Annotated in this window: 17 protein-coding genes; 9 read left to right on the top strand and 8 right to left on the bottom strand. The window is 73.3% G+C overall.

All coding sequences use genetic code 11. The features are described from left to right. Positions 1 to 184: 184 nt before the first annotated feature. Entirely contained in the window at positions 185 to 1,267 is a 1,083-nt protein-coding gene (locus tag ACQUQD_RS08325; RefSeq protein ID WP_428951381.1) for a beta-ketoacyl-ACP synthase 3, read from the bottom strand. A 348-nt stretch (positions 1,268 to 1,615) separates the two neighbouring features. Between ACQUQD_RS08325 and ACQUQD_RS08320 the strand changes: the two genes are divergently transcribed. Together ACQUQD_RS08320 and ACQUQD_RS08315 are read left to right on the top strand one after the other, a co-directional pair. Further along, positions 1,616 to 3,079: an AlkA N-terminal domain-containing protein gene (locus ACQUQD_RS08320; RefSeq protein WP_428957487.1), complete on the top strand. Its 1,464-nt coding sequence runs from the start codon at positions 1,616 to 1,618 to the stop codon at positions 3,077 to 3,079. 12 nt (positions 3,080 to 3,091) lie between these two features. Further along, entirely contained in the window at positions 3,092 to 3,580 is a 489-nt protein-coding gene (locus ACQUQD_RS08315) for a methylated-DNA--[protein]-cysteine S-methyltransferase (RefSeq protein ID WP_428951380.1), read from the top strand. On the opposite strand, the gene ACQUQD_RS08310 is transcribed toward ACQUQD_RS08315, so the two are convergent. The 6 genes from ACQUQD_RS08310 to ACQUQD_RS08285 form a co-directional block, all read right to left on the bottom strand. Next, positions 3,577 to 4,320: an SIR2 family NAD-dependent protein deacylase gene (locus tag ACQUQD_RS08310; protein WP_428951379.1), complete on the bottom strand. Its 744-nt coding sequence runs from the start codon at positions 4,318 to 4,320 to the stop codon at positions 3,577 to 3,579. The genes ACQUQD_RS08315 and ACQUQD_RS08310 overlap by 4 nt on opposite strands. A 15-nt stretch (positions 4,321 to 4,335) precedes the next feature. Continuing rightward, entirely contained in the window at positions 4,336 to 5,778 is a 1,443-nt protein-coding gene (locus ACQUQD_RS08305) for an MFS transporter (protein ID WP_428951378.1), read from the bottom strand. Further along, positions 5,775 to 6,722: a nucleoside hydrolase gene (locus ACQUQD_RS08300; RefSeq protein ID WP_428951377.1), complete on the bottom strand. Its 948-nt coding sequence runs from the start codon at positions 6,720 to 6,722 to the stop codon at positions 5,775 to 5,777. The genes ACQUQD_RS08305 and ACQUQD_RS08300 overlap by 4 nt, the downstream gene beginning before the upstream one ends. A gap of 171 nt (positions 6,723 to 6,893) precedes the next feature. Beyond that, positions 6,894 to 7,385: an NUDIX domain-containing protein gene (locus ACQUQD_RS08295; protein WP_428951376.1), complete on the bottom strand. Its 492-nt coding sequence runs from the start codon at positions 7,383 to 7,385 to the stop codon at positions 6,894 to 6,896. Positions 7,386 to 7,428: 43 nt separating this feature from the next. Continuing rightward, on the bottom strand, positions 7,429 to 8,517 hold the full coding sequence (locus ACQUQD_RS08290; RefSeq protein ID WP_428951375.1) for an ADP-ribosylglycohydrolase family protein: 1,089 nt from the start codon (positions 8,515 to 8,517) through the stop codon (positions 7,429 to 7,431). Between the two features lie 40 nt (positions 8,518 to 8,557). Further along, a complete protein-coding gene (locus ACQUQD_RS08285) occupies positions 8,558 to 10,258 on the bottom strand; it encodes a BCCT family transporter (RefSeq protein WP_428951374.1) in 1,701 nt (566 codons plus the stop codon). A gap of 155 nt (positions 10,259 to 10,413) precedes the next feature. On the opposite strand from ACQUQD_RS08285, the gene ACQUQD_RS08280 reads away from it, so the two are divergent. Then, positions 10,414 to 11,565 carry a glycerate kinase gene (locus tag ACQUQD_RS08280; RefSeq protein WP_428951373.1) on the top strand — a complete coding sequence of 384 codons (1,152 nt, stop codon included), beginning with the start codon at positions 10,414 to 10,416 and terminating at the stop codon, positions 11,563 to 11,565. Between the two features lie 312 nt (positions 11,566 to 11,877). After that, positions 11,878 to 12,606 carry a class I SAM-dependent methyltransferase gene (locus ACQUQD_RS08275; protein WP_428951372.1) on the top strand — a complete coding sequence of 243 codons (729 nt, stop codon included), beginning with the start codon at positions 11,878 to 11,880 and terminating at the stop codon, positions 12,604 to 12,606. Here ACQUQD_RS08275 and ACQUQD_RS08270 read toward each other — a convergent pair. Continuing rightward, complete coding sequence (locus tag ACQUQD_RS08270) at positions 12,595 to 13,791, bottom strand: PucR family transcriptional regulator (protein WP_428951371.1); 1,197 nt, start codon at positions 13,789 to 13,791, stop codon at positions 12,595 to 12,597. The genes ACQUQD_RS08275 and ACQUQD_RS08270 overlap by 12 nt on opposite strands. 225 nt (positions 13,792 to 14,016) lie before the next feature. Between ACQUQD_RS08270 and ACQUQD_RS08265 the strand changes: the two genes are divergently transcribed. Genes ACQUQD_RS08265 through ACQUQD_RS08245 form a run of 5 tightly spaced genes read left to right on the top strand, consistent with a single transcriptional unit; the run spans position 14,017 to position 18,967 of the window. After that, complete coding sequence (locus ACQUQD_RS08265; RefSeq protein ID WP_428951370.1) at positions 14,017 to 14,841, top strand: ABC transporter ATP-binding protein; 825 nt, start codon at positions 14,017 to 14,019, stop codon at positions 14,839 to 14,841. After that, on the top strand, positions 14,838 to 15,665 hold the full coding sequence (locus tag ACQUQD_RS08260; RefSeq protein ID WP_428951369.1) for an ABC transporter ATP-binding protein: 828 nt from the start codon (positions 14,838 to 14,840) through the stop codon (positions 15,663 to 15,665). The genes ACQUQD_RS08265 and ACQUQD_RS08260 overlap by 4 nt, the downstream gene beginning before the upstream one ends. Further along, positions 15,662 to 16,552, top strand: coding sequence for a branched-chain amino acid ABC transporter permease (locus ACQUQD_RS08255; RefSeq protein ID WP_428951368.1), 891 nt, complete (start codon positions 15,662 to 15,664; stop codon positions 16,550 to 16,552). Before ACQUQD_RS08260 ends, ACQUQD_RS08255 begins: the two co-directional genes overlap by 4 nt. Beyond that, the gene (locus ACQUQD_RS08250) at positions 16,545 to 17,693 is read left to right on the top strand and encodes a branched-chain amino acid ABC transporter permease (protein ID WP_428951367.1); all 1,149 of its coding nucleotides are present in this window, start codon (positions 16,545 to 16,547) and stop codon (positions 17,691 to 17,693) included. Before ACQUQD_RS08255 ends, ACQUQD_RS08250 begins: the two co-directional genes overlap by 8 nt. Continuing rightward, a complete protein-coding gene (locus ACQUQD_RS08245; protein ID WP_428951366.1) occupies positions 17,690 to 18,967 on the top strand; it encodes an ABC transporter substrate-binding protein in 1,278 nt (425 codons plus the stop codon). Before ACQUQD_RS08250 ends, ACQUQD_RS08245 begins: the two co-directional genes overlap by 4 nt. Positions 18,968 to 19,065: the final 98 nt, after the last annotated feature.

Here is a 19,065-nt window from a genome sequence, read left to right as displayed (position 1 = left end):
CGGACTCCTCAGAGGAAGGGACGAACGGATGGGGCGGCGCCCCGGAACGGTCCCGGCGGTGCGGGACACGCCGGATCGGGGCACGGCGAGGGCACGCACCGCGAGGCCTTGAGCGGCGCGCGGTGAGGGGAGCGGGGCGGGACCGAGCGGTGGGGCGTGGGGTGGGGGTGCGCGGCGCTGTCGGTCAGCGGCCGGCGGTCGCGGTCACGGCCGCCGCCGGGTCGACCGGTGCCACGGCGGGCAGGTCCGGCCAGCACAGGGTCGCGGACGCCCAGGTCAGGCCCGCGCCGAAGGAGGTCAGCAACACGCGCTCACCGGGGGCGAGTCGGCCGCGGGACGCGGCGTCGGCGAGGGCCAGCGGCAGGGAGGCGGCGCCGGTGTTGCCGACCCGCTCGATGTTGGTGACCTGCCGGTCGCCGGGCAGCCGCAGCCGTTCCCCGACCGCGTCGAGGATCCGGGCGTTGGCCTGATGGGCGGCGAACCGGTCGACGTCGCCGGTCGTCCACCCGGTGCGGTCGAGCACCCGCAGCGAGGACTCGGTCATCCGGGTCACCGCGTGCTGGTAGACCTCACGGCCCGCCATCCGGAAGTGCCGGTCGGCCGGGGTGTGGGCGGCGGGCCGGGCCCGCTCGGCGGCGCCGCCGCCGGGAACCTGGATCAGCTCGTGCCCGCTGCCGTCGCTGCCCAGGTCGAACGCGAGCAGCGCGCCCGGCTCGTCGGACGTGCCCCGGCGCAGCAGCACCGCGCCCGCTCCGTCGGCGAAGACGACGCCCGCGGCGCGGTCCGCGGGATCGACGAGGGTCGAGTAGACCTCGGCGGCGACCAGCAGCACCCGGCGCGCGTACCCGGCCGCGAGGGCGCCCGCCGCCGAGGCCAGTCCGTACCCGAAGCCGCTGCACGCCGCCGCCACGTCCCAGGCGGCCACCTGCCCGAGGCCGAGCCGAACGGCCAGCTGCGGCGCCATCGCCGGCATCGGCCGGTCCGGTGTCGAGGTCGCCACGAGGACGGTGTCCGGGGCGGGACCGTCCAGCTCGGCCAGGACCCGTCGGGCCGCCTCGAACGCCAGGTCGCCGGTGCGCACCCCGGCCCCGGCCCAGTGGCGGGTGGCGATGCCGGTGCGGCGCCGTACCCAGGCGTCGTCGACGCCCCAGGCGGCCGGCAGCTCGGCGTTCGAGATCCGGTGCGGCGGCACCCAGCCCGCGAGCCCCTCCAGAACCGCGGCTGTGCGGCCTCGGGAAACCCCTGCGGGACGGTCGGCTACGGTCACTCGAACCTCGCTCTGTTCCTGATGACGGCCGTGAACGGCGTCGGGCGAACGAATCAGCGGCACGACTGTAGGCACAGGGACGATCCTGCAAAACCGGTCATATCGTCCGAACAGCTCGTGTTCTCAACGGAGTTGACGAATTTGCCGCAGGTCAGGGGCGTGCGCTGTCCACAAGGGGGCGCATTGGAGTGCGCCGATGCGCGGACCGGGATCACTCGGAGGGGTGCGCGCCCCCCTGTCGGTGGCCGGCGGAGTCGCGACGTTCATGTCGGATTCCCGCCAGCCGAGCCGCTCACCATGCCCGATCCTTGAGACATGCCCACCGACCAGGCCCAGGGGACAGCCGCCATGCACACCGACACCGAGCGGTGCGTACGGGCGGTGCAGGCCAAGGACACCCGGTTCGACGGGGTGTTCTTCACCGCCGTCCTGACCACCCGCATCTACTGCAGGCCCGGCTGCCCGGTCGTGCCGCCCAAACCGCGCAACATGGTGTTCTACCCGAGCGCCGCCGCCTGCCAGCAGGCCGGATACCGGGCGTGCAAGCGCTGCCGCCCCGACACCAGCCCCGGCTCCCCGGAGTGGAACCAGCGGGCCGACCTCACCGCCCGCGCCATGCGGCTCATCGGCGACGGGGCCGTCGACCGCGAGGGCGTCCCGGGCCTCGCCCACCGGCTCGGCTACAGCGAGCGGCAGATCGAGCGGCAGCTGCTCGCCGAGCTCGGCGCCGGACCGCTCGCGCTCGCCCGCGCCCAGCGCGCCCAGACCGCACGGCTGCTCATCGAGACCACCGGGCTCCGGATGGCCGACGTCGCGTTCGCCGCCGGATTCGCCTCGATCCGCACCTTCAACGACACCGTCCGCGAGGTCTTCGCGCTCTCCCCGAGCGAACTGCGCGCCCGCGCTCCCCGGCACCCGGCCACGCCCGGCGCGATCACGCTCCGGCTGCCGTTCCGCGCCCCCCTCACCCCCGACAACCTCTTCGGGCACCTCGCCGCCACCGCCGTACCCGGCGTCGAGGAGTGGCGGGACGGCGCGTACCGCCGCACCCTCCGGCTCCCGTACGGTCACGGCATCGTGGCCCTGACCCCAGGCGCCGAGTACATCGGCTGCCGGCTGATCCTCACCGACCAGCGCGATCTGACCGTCGCCATCAGCCGCTGCCGCCGCATGCTCGACCTCGACGCCGACCCCGTCGCCGTCGACGCGCAACTGCGCACCGACCCGCTGCTCGCGCCCCTCGTCGACAAGGCGCCGGGCCGCCGCGTGCCCCGTACCGTCGACGAGGCCGAGTTCGCCGTCCGCGCCGTGCTCGGACAGCAGGTCTCCACCGCGGCCGCCCGCACCCATGCGGCCCGCCTCGTCCAGGCCCACGGCGAACCGGTCGACGACCCCGAGGGCGGCCTCACCCACCTCTTCCCGGCACCGGCCGCGCTCGCCTCCCTCGACCCCGAGTCCCTCGCCCTGCCCCGCAGCCGCCGCACCACACTCATCACGCTGGTACGCCAACTCGCCGACGGTGAGCTGACGTTGGGTCCGGAGTCCGACTGGGACGAGGCCCGCGCCCGGCTCGCCGAACTGCCCGGCTTCGGCCCCTGGACCATCGAGGCCATCGCCATGCGCGCCCTCGGCGACCCGGACGCCTTCCTGCCCACCGACCTCGGAATGCGGCGCGCCGCACAGGAATCGGGCCTGCCGCACACCCCGGCCGCCCTCACCGCGCGCGCCGCGGCCTGGCGCCCCTGGCGGGCGTACGCCGTCCAGTACCTGTGGGCCACCGACGACCACCCGATCAACGTCCTGCCCGAGTGAGGAACGCACGCCATGGAACGCAAGCAGCACACCGTCATCGACAGCCCCTGCGGCCCGCTCACCCTCGTCGCCACCGACGGCACGCTGTCCGGCCTCTACATGACCGAGCAGCGCCACCGCCCCGCCGAGGAGACGTTCGGGGAACGCGACGCACGCCCCTTCGGCGCCGCCATCGACCAGCTGGAGGCCTACTTCCAGAAGGAGTTGAAGGAGTTCGACCTCCCGCTCGCGCTGCACGGCACGCCCTTCCAGCGGTCCGTCTGGCAGCAGCTGCGACGGATCCCGTACGGCGAGACCCGCACCTACGGCGAACTCGCCGAGGCCCTCGGCAGCCCGGGTGCCTCGCGCGCCGTCGGCCTGGCCAACGGCAAGAACCCCGTCGGCGTGATCGTCCCCTGCCATCGGGTGATCGGCGCGAACGGAAGCCTCACCGGGTACGGCGGCGGCCTCGACCGCAAGCGCCGCCTCCTCGACTTCGAGTGCGACGCCGCCCTCTTCTAGTGTGCGGTCAACTCGCCGAGCAGACGCGGCAGCGCCGTCCCGATCGGCTCACGCACGACCTCGTCGGCCACCTCGTCGTACGGCGTCGGCTCGGCGTTGACCACCACCAGGCGCGCGCCGTGCTCCGCGGCCAGGCCCGCCAGGCCCGCGGCCGGATGCACCTGGAGGCTGGAGCCGACGGCGAAGAAGACCTGGCAGGCCTTGGTGATCGCGACGGCCTCGCCGAGCACCGCCGGGTCGAGATGCTCGCCGAACATCACCGTCGTCGACTTGAGGATGCCGCCGCAGATGGGGCAGCCCGGGTCGTCCTCGCCCGCCTCGACGCGCGCGATCGCGTCCTCCATCGGGCCCCGCCCGCCGCATTGCGTACACACGAACTGCCGCGCCGAGCCGTGCAGTTCGAGCACCTTGCGGTCGGGCATCCCGGCGAGCTGGTGCAGCCCGTCCACGTTCTGGGTGATCACCCGCACCGGGACGCCCGCCTTCTCCAGGCCGGCGATCGCACGGTGCGCCGCGTTCGGCTCGGCGGTCAGGGTGACGGCCCGGCGGCGCACCTGCCAGGCGCGGCGCCGGATCTCCGGATCGTTCATGTAGTAGTCGTACGTGACGAGCTTCTCGGCGTCCGGATCCTTGCGCCACACCCCGTTCGGCCCGCGGTAGTCGGGGATCCCGGAGTCCGTGCTGATACCGGCACCGGTCAGGACCGCGACGAGGGGCTGTGACGAAGGTGTGGCGCTCATGGCGTCGAGGGTAGGTCAGGCGGTCGCCTCCGCGTCCACCGGTTTCGGGATGAGCATCGAGGCGAACAGGGCCGCCACGATCAGCACGAGGCCGGCCACGACGCCCGCGCTGTAGCCGCCGACGGACGATCCGTCGGAGGGGGCGATCGCGTCCATCGCCGCGTAGAGGACGACGAAGCTGAGCCCCGCGCCCAGGTTGAAGCAACCGGCGTTCAGGCCCGGCAGGAAGCCCGGGTTCTCCTTCGGGGAGAGCAGGATGCCGAGGCCGTTGAGCATGATGTTCACCGTGCCCGCGTAGGTCGCGCCGAGCAGGATCGAGACGGTGAGCAGCAGGCCCGACGAGTCGGTCTGCAGCGTCAGGAGGGCGAGGACCGTGGCGGCCGCGGTGGCGACCAGGCCGATGCGCAGGATCCGGCCGTAGCCGAAGGTCGCCGCGAGCCGTCCGGCGAGGGGGCCCATCGCGAGGCCCGCGAGCGCGTACGGCGTCAGCGTCCACCAGGTGGCGCCCTCGGCGCCCAGGCCCAGGCCCACCGCGGTGTCCTGGGCGAAGCCGGGCAGCAGGCCGTTCATGACGGCGAAGACACCGGTCATGGTGAGCATGGTCGACAACAGGATCGACCAGGTGGCGCGGCGCTTCAGCAGGTGCGTGGTGACCAGCGGGTGCTCGGCGCGGGTCTCCATGCGCCAGAACGCCCAGAACGCGAGCGCGGCCAGCACCAGCAGGCCGACGGCCAGCGGCCAGTTCGCGTCGGCCAGCTTGCCCGCCTCGTTGAAGGAGATCAGCAGGGCGCCGACGGAGACGACCAGGAGCGCGACGCCCGGCCAGTCCATGGGCGGCCGCTCGTCCGCGCGCGAGTCGGGCGCCAGGAACCGTACGAGCACGGCGGCGAGGGCCGCGAAGCCGGTCATGACCCAGAAGATCGAGGCGTAGCCGTGGTGCTCGGCCAGCGAGCCGCCCGCGAACGAGTCGACGCCCGCGATGCCGCCGTTGACGGCGGTGACCACACCGAGGAGCGTGCCGTACCGCTTCGGGTCGGGGACCTCGACGCGCAGCATGATCAGGGCGAGCGGGATGGTCGGGCCGGAGGCGCCCTGGACGACGCGGCCGATGGCGAGGGTGCCGACGGAGCCGGCGAGCGCGGAGATCACGCAGCCGACGGCCATCAGGACCATCATCCCGGTGAGCACCTTGCGCCGGCCGATCAGGTCGCCCAGGCGCGGCAGGAACAGCGAGAACAGGGCCGCGGCCGTGAAGAAGGCCGTCTGGGTGACGCCGACGGCCGAGGCGGTGGTGTGCAGCTCGTCCGCCATCGTCGTCAGCGCCGGGCTGAGCATCGAGGCGTTGAGCTGGAAGGCGAAGCTGGCCGCGAGCAGCGCGACCATCAGGGCGCCGACCCGGGCCGGGCGGCCCGCGCGGGAGTCGCCGGCCGGGGTGTGGGGGGAGGCGGCGACGTTCATGCTGCGGGCTCTCCGATGCGTACGAGGGCGTCCACGACGAGGTCCCAGAAGCGCTCGTGGTCGAGGTCGACGGCGACCTGCGTGTGGCAGTCGGCGGGCGCGGGGGAGCGCAGGTCGGTCACGGTCATGCCGAGGGTGAGGGCGCCGCGCAGCTCGATGTCGACAGGCGCCTTGCGGACGGTCATGACGCCCGGATCGATGACGTACGCGACGGCGCACGGGTCGTGCACCGGCGGGTGCTCGAAGCCCTGGTTCTCGCGGTAGGCCTCCCGGAAGAAGTCGAGCAGCTCCAGGACGAACCGCGCGGGCTTCGTGCCGACGGCCCTGATCTTCTCCTCGACGGCGGGCGTCGCCAGCGCCTGGTGGGTGAGATCGAGGCCGACCATGGTCACCGGCCACGTCTCGTTGAAGACGATGTGGGCGGCCTCGGGGTCGATGACGATGTTGAACTCGGCGACCGGGCTCCAGTTGCCCTCGTGGTAGCCGCCGCCCATCAGCACGACCTCGCGGACGCGCTCGACGATGCGGGGCTCCTTGCGGGCGGCCAGCGCGATGTTCGTCAGGCCCGCGGTCGGCACGATCGTGATCTCGCCCGGCTCGTGCGCCATCACGGTGTCGATGATGAGGTCGACGGCGTGCCGCCGGTCGAGCGCGGTGACCGGCTCGGGCAGGTCCGGGCCGTCGAGGCCGCTCTCCCCGTGAATCTCCGGGGCCGTCTCGATCGCGCGGACCAGCGGACGCGGGCAGCCCGCCGCGAACGGCACGCCCGTGATCCCGGCGATCGCCGCCACCGACAGGGCGTTGCGGGTCACCTTCTCCAGGGTCTGGTTCCCGACGACGGTGGTCACCGCGACCAGTTCGATACCGGGGTTGCCGTGCGCGAGGAGCATGGCGATCGCGTCGTCGTGCCCCGGGTCGCAGTCGAGGATGATCTTCCTGGCCAACGGAATGAGCCCCTTTGCTCCGGAGCACCGTCGCTCCGGTAGGAAAAAACTGTCCACGGAAAGCTCACCCGCCGCCACACGAGTTGTCAACGCGCGTAGATGACCAAAGGTGCGGCCTTTGGGTTTGTGCGTACCTCCGAAAACCCGGAACCGGGCCGCCCACGGCGGGCCTCAGCGCACCGGCCGGCCGTTCTCCAGCTCCACCGTGCCGGCGCCCTGGTCGAGGACGTCGAGGGCGGCGCCCACCCGGTGCCCCAGCGCGCCGAGCAGATACCCGTCCAGCTCGTCGCGCGCCACGAACCGCCACGACACCAGCTCCTCCTCCTGCAGCCGGATCGCCTTGATCCGCTCCTCGTCCAGCACCCCGCCGTCGTACAGGTACGCGACGATCGGCGGCCGCGCGGTGCCGGGCACCCAGTCCACGACGAGCAGCCGCCCCACCGGCACGTCGAGCCCGATCTCCTCCAGCGTCTCGCGGCCCGCACCCTGGCGCGGCGTCTCCCCGTCGTCCGACTCCACGGTCCCGCCCGGCAGCGCCCAGCCCTCCCGGTAGTTCGGCTCGACGAGCAGCACCCGCCCCGCGCCGTCCCGGAACAGCACGGCGGCCCCGGCCAGGACGCGGGGGAGCGAGGCGATGTACGTGGCGTAGTCGTCAGTGGTCATCCGGTCACCCTAAGCGCCGAGGGAGGGCGACCGGACGGCCGCCTCACGGTGTGTCCCGGACCTCCACCAACTCCACCGTCCGCGCCGCCAGTTCACTGATCCGCACCCCGTCGAACCCGAACACCGCACTGCGCACCCGGTCCTCCAGCGGCGCCTTCCACCGGTCGGGGATCGCCGCCGCGCCGCAGAGCACGCCGGCGACGGAGCCGGCCGTCGCGCCGTTGGAGTCCGTGTCCAGGCCGCCGCGCACGGTCAGCGTCACGGTGCGGGTGAAGTCGCCGTCGCCGTAGAGCAGTCCGGCGGTGATCACCGCGGCGTTCGGGACCGTGTGGATCCAGCCGAGGCCGCCCGCCTCCTCCTCGATCGTGGCGAGCGTCTCCTCCCAGGTCAGCCGCGAGTCGTGCAGCGAGATCGTGCGGCGGACGACCCGGGCCAGCCGGCTGCTCGCCGGGATCACGGTGAGCGCCGCGTCGAGCGCGGCGCGCGGGGTCGGCGCCGTGAAGGCCGCCGACACCAGGGCCGCCGCCCACATCGCGCCGTACACGCCGTTCCCGGTGTGCGAGAGCACCGCGTCGCGGCGGGCCAGCGACGCGGCCCGGCGCGGCACCCCGGGAGACGTCCAGCCGAACACGTCCGCGCGGATCAGCGCGCCGATCCACTCCTGGTAGGGGTTGTCGTACGTCGCCGTGAGCGGCGGCTTCAGGCCGTTGGCGAGGTTGCGGTACGTGGCGCGCTCAGCGGTGAACGTCTGGAGGTAGGGCAGGCGCAGCAGCCACAACTCGCCCACCTGTTCCGTCGTGAACGCGAAGCCGTGCGTCTCCAGGAGGTGCAGGCCGAGGACCGCGTAGTCCACGTCGTCGTCGCGGCAGCTGCCGTGAATGCGTCCCCGCACGCAGCGGCGCCACTCCGGGCGCAGCGCGGACTCCACGTCGTCCGAGGGGGGTTCGGGCAGATAGTCGGTCAGCGGCAGGGCCTCGGCCTGCCGCAGATAGCGGTCGATGCGCTCGCGCGTCCACACCTCGCCCTGCTCGACCGGCTTGCCGAGCATGTTGCCCGCGATCCGGCCGAGCCAGCCGCCGAGCACACGGTCGGCGAGGACGCGTTCGGTGAGCTGGGGGCTCGTTGGCGTCATGAGTCCGGTCTACCCGCTTCCGTACATCAACTGTCAGCGCTCAACGGTCTTCCTGGTCACGGGACTTGGTGAGCCGCCGCAGCCGGTGGTGGCGGTCGGCGCCCGGCGTCCGCCCGGTCATCGCGTCGCCGACCATCGCCCGTACCGCGTCCCGCAGACCGTGCAGAGCGTGCCCGCGGGCCGGGCCCGCGCCCGGGTCCTCGCGCAGCTCCTTCAGCAGCGCCCAGCACAGCGCCAGCATCACCACGACGAACGGCAGGGCCACGAGGATCGTCGCGCTCTGCAACGCGTCGAGGCCGCCCGCCACCAGCAGTACCGCCGCGACCGCCGCCATCAGCACCCCCCACATGACCACCAGCCAGGTCCGCGGGTGCAACGCGCCCCGGCTGGTGAGCGACCCCATCACCAGGGACGCGGAGTCGGCGCTCGTGACGAAGTACGTCATGACGAGGAGCATCGCCACCCACGAGGTGAGCGTGCCGAGCGGCAGCGCGTCCAGCATCGCGAACAGCGACGCCTCCGCCCCCTCGGAGACCTTCGCCGCCATGTCGACCCGGCCCGTGGAGTCGAGGCGGATCCCGGTGCCGCCCATCACGCAGAACCACACGACGGTCGCCCCGCTCGGCACCAGCAGCACGCCCACCAGGAACTCGCGGATGCGCCGGCCCCGGGAGATCCGGGCGATGAACGTCCCCACGAACGGCGCCCACGACAGCCACCACGCCCAGTAGAAGATCGTCCACGCGCCCAGCCACGTGGAGTCCGTGAACGCGCCCGTGCGCGACGCCATCGGCAGCAGCTGATGCAGATATCCGCCGACGCTCGCCGGGATCGCGTCCAGGATGTAGACGGTCGGGCCGAGCACGAACACGAAGAGCATCAGGCAGGCGGCGAGCACGATGTTCATGGTGCTCAGCCACTTCACGCCCCTGTTCAGGCCGGAGAACGCGGAGCCGACGAAGGCCGCCCCCAGAGCGACGATGATGACGAGCTGGACCGTCGTCGTGTTCTCCACACCCGCCGTCAGGTCGAGGCCCGTGGCCACCTGCAGCGCGCCCACCCCGAGACTCGTCGCCGTGCCGAAGACCGTCGCGAAGACGGCGAGGAGATCGATGACCCGGCCGGGCCAGCCGGCCGCCCGCCGCGCGCCGATCAGCGGCACGAACACCGAACTCAGCCTGTTCCCGCGCCCCTTGCGGAACCCCGCGTAGGCGAGCGCGAGGCCCGCGATGCCGTAGATCGCCCACGGCGTGAGCGTCCAGTGGAAGAACGAGTACTCCATCGCCACCAGCGCCGCACCGCCGCTGCGGGGCTGCACGCCGCCCGCCGGGGGCGGGTTGAGGTAGTGGGTGAGCGGTTCCCCGACCCCGTAGAACATCAGCCCGATGCCCATGCCCGCGCTGAACATCATCGCGATCCACGCGAGGTTGCTGAACTCCGGGCTGGAGTCGTCGCGGCCGAGCCGGATCCGGCCGAAGCGGCTGAGCGCGAGCACCAGGCACAGCACCAGGAAGACATCGGCGGCGATCACGAACAGCCAGGCGAAGTTCGCCAGGACCCAGGACAGCGCCGTGCCCGACGCGTCCTCGAAGGACTTCTTGCCGAGGGCCGCCCAGGCCACGACCGCGAGGACGGCGACGCCGCCGATGCCGACGACGGTGAGGTCGGGGGAGTCGTCGGTCTCCGCGGGGTCCTGGCCGTGATCTTCCGGAGCGGGTTGATCGATCGTTTCCGTGCTCATGGCGCCCCACTATGACCGGGCATTGGAGGATTTAACGGCTGGGCACGCCGTTTCGTGGAGCGGACGACCATGGGCAGCGGGCCCCTCCTGCGGTTATGGTCGCAGCGGCGCGACTGCCTTGACGCGAGCAAGGCCCGAACAGCAAGGGGAGCAAGGTGGCGGACGCTGCACAGGCCGCGCGGCACGTGTTGATCGCGGCGGACAAGTTCAAGGGGTCGCTCACCGCGGTGCAGGTCGCACAGCGTGTGACAGCCGGACTGCGCCGGGTGGCGCCCGACGCCGAGATCGCGTCCGTCCCGGTCGCGGACGGCGGCGACGGGACCGTCGCGGCGGCGGTCGCGGCCGGCTTCGAGCGCCGCGAGGTGCGGGTGACCGGGCCGCTCGGCGAGCCGGTCACCGCCGCGTACGCGCTGCGCGAGGGCACGGCGGTGGTGGAGATGGCGGAGGCCTCCGGCCTCCAGCTGCTGCCCGAGGGCGTCTTCGCACCGCTCACCTCGACCACGTACGGCTCCGGCGAAGTGATCGCCGCGGCGCTCGACGCGGGCGCCCGCTCCCTCGTGTTCGGCGTCGGCGGCAGCGCCACGACGGACGGCGGCGCGGGCATGCTGGCCGCGCTCGGCGCCCGGTTCCTGGACGCGCAGGGCGTCCCGGTCGCGCCCGGCGGCGGCCCCCTCGCCACGCTGGCCTCGGCCGACCTGTCCGGCCTCGACCCCCGCCTCGCCGACGTGGACATCGTCCTCGCCAGCGACGTCGACAACCCGCTCACCGGGCCCAAGGGCGCGCCCGCCGTCTACGGCCCGCAGAAGGGCGCGACGCCCGAGGACGTCGCCGAGCTCGACGCCGCGCTCGCCCACTTCGCGAAGGTGCTCGGCGAGTCCGTCGGCCCGACGGCCCTGGAGCACGCCGAGTCGCCGGGCGCGGGCGCCGCGGGCGGCATCGGCTACGGCGCCCTGGTCGGCCTCGGCGCGAGCTTCCGCCCCGGCATCGAGGTCATGCTCGACGTCCTCGGCTTCGCCCCCGCCCTGGAGAAGGCCACGCTGGTGATCACCGGCGAGGGCTCCCTCGACGAGCAGACCCTGCACGGCAAGGCCCCCGCGGGCGTCGCCGCCGCGGCGCGCTCCGCGGGGATCGAGGTCGTCGCGGTCTGCGGCCGGCTCGCCCTGGCCCCGGAGGCCCTCGGCAAGGCCGGGATCCGCCGCGCGTACGCCCTGACGGAGGTCGAGCCGGACGTCGCCCGCTGCATCGCCGAGGCGGGGCCGATCCTGGAGGACGTGGCGGAGCGCATCGCCACCGACTTCTTGAGCTGAGGGTCGCCGGGCGCGGGGCGGGCGCCTCGACGCCGTTGTGTCCGGTGCGCCTCGGGCGTCCGCGGGTCTCGTTCTGGCCGGTCGCGCAGTTCCCCGCGCCCCTGGAGATGCGCACTGCGTGCGCCGTCTCCATCGGGGAGGGCACGGCGAAGCCGCATGCCCTCAGGGCCGCGGGGAACTGCGCGCCCCGCCCCCACCGGGCCGCGGCCTCCCGCCCACCCCACGCCCCCACGGCGAGGCGGAGATCCTGTGAAGAAAGCGGCCACCCCGGCTAGCCTTCAGCAAGCCAGCAGGACCAACGGAGGGGATTCGTTGAACCGGAACGTCCGCACCGCCGAAGACGTCCTGCGCCTGCTCGACGCCGCCTTCCCGCACGCCGGCGGAGCCGACTGGTGGGACCGGTTCTACGCGGACCGGAACCGCGACATCCCCTTCTTCGTGGACAAGCCCGACGAGAACCTCGCGTCCCACCTCGACGAGGGCCCGCTCCGCCCGGAGGGCCACCGCGCGCTCGACCTGGGCTGCGGCCCCGGCCGCAACGCCGTGTACCTCGCCGCCCGCGGCTACGACGTGGACGCCGTCGACCAGTCGGCGACGGCCGTGACGTGGGGGAGGGAACGCGCCGCCGCATCGGGCGTCGACGTGCGCTTCCACCAGGGCGACCTCTTCGACGTCCCACTCCCGCACAGCACCTACGACCTGGTCTACGACTCCGGGTGCCTGCACCACCTGCCGCCGCACCGCCGCGTCAGCTACCTGGCGCTGCTCGACCGCGTCCTCGCCCCGGGCGGACACTTCGGGCTGACCTGTTTCGCCGCGGGCGCGATGGGCTCCGAGGTGCCCGACGAGGAGCTGTACCGGACCGGTGACCTGGGCGGCGGGCTCGCCTACGCACCCGACGAACTCCGGCATCTCTTCGGCGAGTTGACGGAGGTCGAGATCCGGCCCATGGCGGACCGGGGGGAGGGGTCGGTGACGTACGGGGTGCCCTACCTGCTCACCGCCCTGTTCCGCCGGCCGGAAGCCGCCTCACCCCGGTGACAACCGGTACGCATCCAGCGCCAGCGTCATCTCCATCAGATCCCGCGGCCGCGACAGCGATCGCGACGTCAGCTGCTCCAGCCGGCGCAGCCGGTTGAAGACCGTGTTGCGGTGACAGTAGAGGCGACCCGCCGCCCGGCCCGCGGAACCCTCGCAGGCCAGCCACGCGTCCAGGGTCTCCAACAGCACCGCCCGGTCGGCCGGTTCGAGGGTCAGCAGGGGACCGAAGACGCCTGACACCAGGCGCTGCGCCAGGTCCGGCTGGCTGACCACGAAAGCGGTCGGCATCCGCTGGTCCAGGCGGACGACGCCGGTCGTGTCCGGCGGGCAGGTGCGCAGGGCCAGTTCGGCAAGGCGGCGCGCGTGGCCGAGTTCGGCGAGGCCGGTGACGACGGGGCTCACCCCGCCGGGCCCCGGACAGCGGCCGTCGAGCAGCGCCGCCAGATCGTCGAGGGTGCGGCCCGCGCCGAGCGCGACCACGCCCACCTCGCAGTCCGCCCGCATCCGCCACACGAACCGGAAGTCGGGATCCTGGATCCGCCGGTGGAACGCCTCCCGCCCGTCCCGCCGCTCCACGCGCAGCACCACGACCGCGTACGGTCCGTGCTCCGGCAGGTCGAGACCGGCCGCCGCGCGCGCCGCGAGGCCCGGCGCCGGGCGGCCCTCCAAAAGGGCGTCGAGCAGGGCCTGCATCTGCTCGTCGGTGCGGCGCCGCAGCTCCAGCTCCGTGGCCCGGTACGCCTCCGACGCCGCCTCGGCCTGCGCGTCCACGGCCGCCCACACCATCGTCGCCGACCGCATCAGCGCCGAGAGCCGGTCGGGTTCGCCGCCCGCGCTCTCCATCAGGGCGTCCCAGACGAGATAGCCCGCGTTGCGGTAGGCGTGCACCAGCAGGTCCAGGGGCAGGCCCTGGCCCGCCCGGCGCCGGCCCGCCTCCTCCGCGTAGACCAGATCCCTGCGGGGCGCGTCGCGGGGCGCCGAGATCGTCTCGACGCCGATCCGCATCGCCTCCTCGGCCTCCCGCCACTGGACGTCGTACGCCAGCACCCGCGCGTACACGTCCGAGTACGCGGACAACTGCCGCAGATGCTCGTCGACCAGCTCCGGCACCCGCTCCAGCAGGGTGGTGCAGGCCTCCTTCAGCAACTTCCAGTCCTGCCCGGTGCGCTGTCTGCGTGCGCCCATCGCCCCTCCCCAACGGCTCGTAAAGCGACGGCAAAGGACTCTCCCGCTGGTGCGGAGGATGCCACCCCGCGGCCGTCCCCGGCAGGCCCCTGACACGGGGTCTTGTGCGCGCGCACAACCGAGGCGGGCGGGCGCTGGGCCCGCGCAGCGATTCCCGGGCCGCCCGTGGACGGCCCGCTCGCACGGTGCTGTCGTGAGCGCCACCGGTCCAGGGAGGGACACACAGTGACCGATGTTCAAGGGGAGGGCCTCGCCGTCGACGACGTGTCGGTCGGCTACGGCCCCGTACGCGCCCTGCGCGGCGTGACACTGGAAGTACCGCAGGGTGCCGTCGTCGCCGTGCTCGGCGGCAACGGCGCGGGCAAATCGACCCTGCTGCGCGCCGTCTCGCGCACGCTGGGCTTCCACGGCGGGACGGTCACGTCCGGCGAGGTCCGGTTCGGCGGCCGCCGGATCAGCGGACTCTCCGCCGACCGGGTCGTGGCCGCCGGCATCTGCCAAGTGCCGGAAGGCCGCCGGGTGTTCGCCCGGATGACCGTCGCGGACAATCTGCGGGCCGGGGCGCTCGGCGCGACCGGCTCGCGCGCCGACAAGGCGGCCGCGCTGCGCCGCGTGCACGAGCTGTTCCCGGTCCTCGCCGACCGGGCGCACCAGCGCGCCGGGCTGCTGTCCGGCGGCGAGCAGCAGATGCTGGCGGTCGCCCGCGCCCTGATGGCCGGGCCGCGCCTGCTCCTGCTGGACGAGCCGTCGCTGGGCCTCGCCCCGCTGATGGCGGCCCGCATCGCCGACACCGTCCGCGAGATCAACGCCCAGGGCGTCTCCGTGCTCCTCGTCGAGCAGAACGCCGCGCTCGCGCTGCGCCTCGCCTCGCACGCGTACGTCCTGGAGGTCGGCGAGATCACCCTGCACGGCCCGGCCGGCGAGCTCGCGGGCTCCGACGAGGTGCGCCGCCGCTACCTGGGCGTCGTCGACGAGACGGCCGCCGCGGACGCGTCCGGCGGCGCCACGCACGCGCCCGCGCTGCGGCGCTGGGAAGGAGCCCGGCCATGACGACCCCGACCGCCACCGACGTACTTCCCCTGCGCGTGCGGGACCTCACCGTCCGCTTCGCCGGGCTGACCGCCCTCGACGCCATCGGCTTCACCGTGGCACCCGGCACGGTGCACGCCGTCATCGGGCCCAACGGCGCGGGCAAGTCCACCTGCTTCAACGTCCTGTCCGGCGTCTACCGGGCCACCGCCGGCACGGTCCACCTCGGCGAGCGGGAACTCACCGGGCTGCCCCCGCACCGCATCGCCGAACTCGGGGTCGCCCGCATCTTCCAGAACCTCGCCCTGCCGCCGCGCGCCACGGTCGCCGACAGCCTGCTGCTCGGCCGCCACCGGCTGACCCGCACCGGCTTCCTCGCCGCCGGACTGCGCCTGCCCTCGGCGGTCCGCGAAGAACGCCTGCACCGCGAACGGGTGCGGGAGATCGCCGAGTTCGTGGGCATCGACCACCAACTCGACACGCCGACCGGGGCCTTGCCCTACGGCCAGCAGAAACTCGCCGAACTCGCCCGCGCCCTGTGCATGGAGCCCCGCGTCCTGCTGCTCGACGAACCCGTCGCCGGCATGACGGCGGACGAACGGCGCCGCACCGCCGCCGTCATCGCGGGCGTCCGCGACAGCCTCGGCATCTCCATCGTCCTGGTCGAACACGACATGGGAGTCGTCATGCGCCTCGCCGACGAGGTCACGGTCCTCGACTTCGGCCGCCGGATCGCCGGCGGGCCGCCGGACCGCGTCCAGAACGACCCGGCGGTGATCCAGGCGTACCTGGGCGCACCCGCCGCGGACGAACCGAACGGCCCGAACGGAGAGACCCCCGCGTGACCACGTTCCTCGAACTCCTCCTCAACGGCCTCTCGATGGGGTCCGTGTACGCGCTCATCGCCCTCGGCTTCGTCGTCATCTTCCGCGCCACCGAGGTCGTCAACTTCGCCCACGCCTCGCTGCTGCTCGCCGGCGGCTACGTCACGGCCTCGCTCCACGACGACATCGGTTTCTGGCCCGCGCTCGGCGTCGGGATCGCCGCCGCCGCGGTCGTCGGCGCCGCCGTCGAGTTCCTCGTGATGCGGCGCTACCGCGGGCACGACCACAGCGTCCTCGCCATCGTCACCATCGGCGTCGACATCCTGCTCACCACCGAACTCACCCGGCGCCTGGGCACCGACGTCCTCGCGCTCGGCGACCCGTGGGGCGACGCCGTGCTCACCGTCGGCGGGGTGTCGATCGCCCACACCCGGATCGCGGCGTTCGTCGCCGCCGCCCTGCTCATCACCGGCTTCCTGCTCGTCTTCCGGTACACGTCGTGGGGCGTCGCGATGCGTGCCGTCGCCGAGAGCGGCGAGACGGCCGCGCTGATGGGCGTACGCCTGGGCCGGGTGTCGCTCGGCGCGTGGGCCGTGGCCGGCGGGCTCGCCGCCGTCGCCGCCCTGTTCCTCACCGTGTTCCCGACACCGGGTCTCGAACGGGCCACGTCGCTCGCCGCGCTGAAGGCCTTCCCCGCCGCCATCCTCGGCGGGCTCGACTCCACCACCGGCGCGCTCGTCGGCGGCCTCGTCGTCGGCGTCACCGAGTCCCTCGCCACCGGCTACCAGAGCGAACTCGCCTTCATGGGACGGGGACTCGGCGACGTGGCGCCCTATCTCGTGATGACCGTGATTCTCCTACTGCGGCCCTCGGGGCTCTTCGGCACGAAGGAGCTCGCCCGTGTCTGACACCCTCGCCACCGGGGCCCGGCCCGAGGCCGCCCCACCGGCGCACGGCGGCTCCGTCCGTACGCTCCTCGGGCGCCGCCGCACCTACGCGGCCGCCGCCGGGGCGCTCCTGCTCCTGGCCCTGCCGTTCTACCTCGACCGGTTCTGGCTGCAGGCCGGCCTGTTCGCCATGGCCGCCGCCATCGGCGCCATCGGCCTGAACCTGCTCACCGGCGCCACCGGCCAGCTCTCCATGGGCCACGCCTTCTTCCTCGCCGTCGGCGCCTACGGGTACTGCGTGTTCGCGGGCGAGGGCGGACAGCCGGTCGACGGGCTCGGGCTGCCGCCGTGGCTCGCCGCCGTCCTCGCGGTGCTCGTCGCCGGCGTCGCGGGCGGCCTGTTCAGCCCCATCGCGGGCCGCCTCAAAGGCGCGTACCTCGGCATCGCGACGCTCGCCCTGATCTTCATCGGACAGCACGTCCTGTTCAACGCCGAGGACCTGACCGGTGGCGCCAACGGCCGCGACGTACCCGCCATGAGCCTGTTCGGCCTCACCTTCGACGACAGTGAACTGACCGTGGCCAATGTGCCGTTCGGGTCCTCGGAGAAGCTGTGGTACCTGGGGCTGCTGCTCCTGCTCGGCTGCGGACTCTTCGCCCGCGGCGTGCTGCGCGGGCGGCCCGGCCGCGCCATGAACGCGATCCGCGACCACCGCATCGCCGCCGGCGTCCTCGGCGTCCCCGTCGCCCGCTACCGCGGCGCCGTCTTCGTCCTGTCGTCGATGTACGCGGGCCTGGCGGGGGTGCTGATCGCCCTCGTCTTCCAGCGCACGGTGCCGGACTACTTCGGCATCACGCTCTCCCTCGAGTACCTCGCCATGATCGTCATCGGCGGTCTCGGGTCCGTGGCGGGCGCGGTCGTGGGCGCCACGTTCGTCTCGCTGCTGCCCCAGATCCTCACCCGCTACAGCGACGCCCTGCCCCTCGTCTCGGCCCCCGGCACCGGCGGCATCGCCCCCGGCGAGGCCGCCCGCTACCTCTACGGCGCCGCCGTCGTGGCAGTGGTCCTGTTCCTGCCCGGCGGCCTGGGATCCGTCTGGAGACGGACCCCGGTACGGCTCGCCGCCCGGCGCGCCCGGAAACACCCTCAGGAGGAGTCATGATCGCCCGAACCGGCCCCACCCGCACGCTCACGGTGACCGCCGTGGCCGCGCTGCTCGCGCTCACCGCCGCGTGCAGCTCCAAGGCCAAGGACGGAGGAGGCGACGACAAGCAGAGTGCGGGCGGGGTGAAGACCGGCCAGGGCATCTCCGGCAAGACGATCAACCTCGGCGTCCTCACCGACATGACCGGCGTGTACGCCACGCTCGGCAAGAGCGTCACCCAGGCCCAGCAGCTGTACGTGAAGCAGGTCAACGGCGACGGCGGGATCTGCGGCTACGAGCTGAAGCTGACCGTCCGCGACCACGGCTACGACCCGCAGAAGGCCGTCGCCGGATACACCGAGCTCGCGCCCAAGGTCCTCGGCTTCACCCAGTTCATCGGCTCGCCGTTCGTCGCCGCCGTCGAGAAGCGCATCACCGACCAGGACAAGGCGCTCGTCCTGCCGCAGGCCTGGTCGTCGAATCTGCTCGGCAGCCCGTACGTCCGCGTCATCGGATCGACGTACGACATCGAGACGATCAACGCGATCGACTTCCTGATGCAGGAGAAGGGCCTGAAGAAGGGCGACAAGCTCGGCCACGTCTACTTCGAGGGCGACTACGGCGAGAGCGCCCTCAAGGGCTCGACGTACATGGCGAAGGAAGCCGGCCTCACCGTCGTCGAGCAGAAGATCAAGCCCACCGACAACGACATGACCGCGCAGGTCGCCGCCCTGAAGAAGGCGGGCGTCAAGGGCATCGTGATCAGCGCGGGCCCGCGTCAGGCCGCCTCGCTGGTCGGCGTCGCGGCCGCCGCGAAGCTGAACGTGCCGGTCATCGGCAACAACTCGGCGTTCGCCCCGCAGCTCCTCGGCACCCAGGCCGGACCGGCGCTGCTCGCCAACTACTACGTGGCGTCCCCGTCGCTGCCCATCGGCGGCTCCACCGAGGAGGCGAAGAAGCTCGTCGCCGACTACCGCGAGGCGTACCCGAAGGACGGCCTCGACAACGGCGTCGTGGCCGGCTGGACCGCGGCGGCCGTCTTCGGCGAGGCGCTGAAGAAGGCGTGCGAGTCCAAGGACCTCACCCGTGAGGGCGTCGACAAGGCGCTGCTGTCCCTCAGCGCCTACGACATGGGGTTCGGGGTCAGCCAGGACTTCAGCGACCCGAAGGCCCCGTCCTCGCACGAGTCGGTGATCCTGCGCCCCGACAAGGGCACCGTCGGCGGCCTGAAGGTCGTCCGTGAGCCCGGCGAGTCGGCGCAGGCCAAGCAGTACCAGCCCTCGGCGGGCTGAGAGCCGGCACCGGGGCCGGTGAGGCCCGCGCGGCAGCAGGAGGCCGCGCGGGCCTCACCCCGGCGGCAGAAGCCGTCACAGGAACGCTGAAGGGCCCG

The organism is Streptomyces sp. cg35 (assembly GCF_050410835.1).
In the GTDB taxonomy this organism is placed as follows: domain Bacteria; phylum Actinomycetota; class Actinomycetes; order Streptomycetales; family Streptomycetaceae; genus Streptomyces.
The sequence above is the reverse complement of the archived record's forward strand: the minus strand, read 5'-3'. Positions and strand labels throughout refer to the sequence as shown.

Excerpts from the sequence above, each read along its gene's own strand:
- ACQUQD_RS08310 (WP_428951379.1), bottom strand. The coding sequence starts at position 4,320 with ATGAGCGCCACACCTTCGTCACAGCCCCTCGTCGCGGTCCTGACCGGT.
- ACQUQD_RS08270 (WP_428951371.1), bottom strand. The coding sequence starts at position 13,791 with ATGGGCGCACGCAGACAGCGCACCGGGCAGGACTGGAAGTTGCTGAAG.
- ACQUQD_RS08320 (WP_428957487.1), top strand. The coding sequence starts at position 1,616 with ATGCACACCGACACCGAGCGGTGCGTACGGGCGGTGCAGGCCAAGGAC.
- ACQUQD_RS08295 (WP_428951376.1), bottom strand. The coding sequence starts at position 7,385 with ATGACCACTGACGACTACGCCACGTACATCGCCTCGCTCCCCCGCGTC.
- ACQUQD_RS08290 (WP_428951375.1), bottom strand. The coding sequence starts at position 8,517 with ATGACGCCAACGAGCCCCCAGCTCACCGAACGCGTCCTCGCCGACCGT.
- ACQUQD_RS08260 (WP_428951369.1), top strand. The coding sequence starts at position 14,838 with ATGACGACCCCGACCGCCACCGACGTACTTCCCCTGCGCGTGCGGGAC.
- ACQUQD_RS08305 (WP_428951378.1), bottom strand. The coding sequence starts at position 5,778 with ATGAACGTCGCCGCCTCCCCCCACACCCCGGCCGGCGACTCCCGCGCG.
- ACQUQD_RS08245 (WP_428951366.1), top strand. The coding sequence starts at position 17,690 with ATGATCGCCCGAACCGGCCCCACCCGCACGCTCACGGTGACCGCCGTG.
- ACQUQD_RS08285 (WP_428951374.1), bottom strand. The coding sequence starts at position 10,258 with ATGAGCACGGAAACGATCGATCAACCCGCTCCGGAAGATCACGGCCAG.
- ACQUQD_RS08315 (WP_428951380.1), top strand. The coding sequence starts at position 3,092 with ATGGAACGCAAGCAGCACACCGTCATCGACAGCCCCTGCGGCCCGCTC.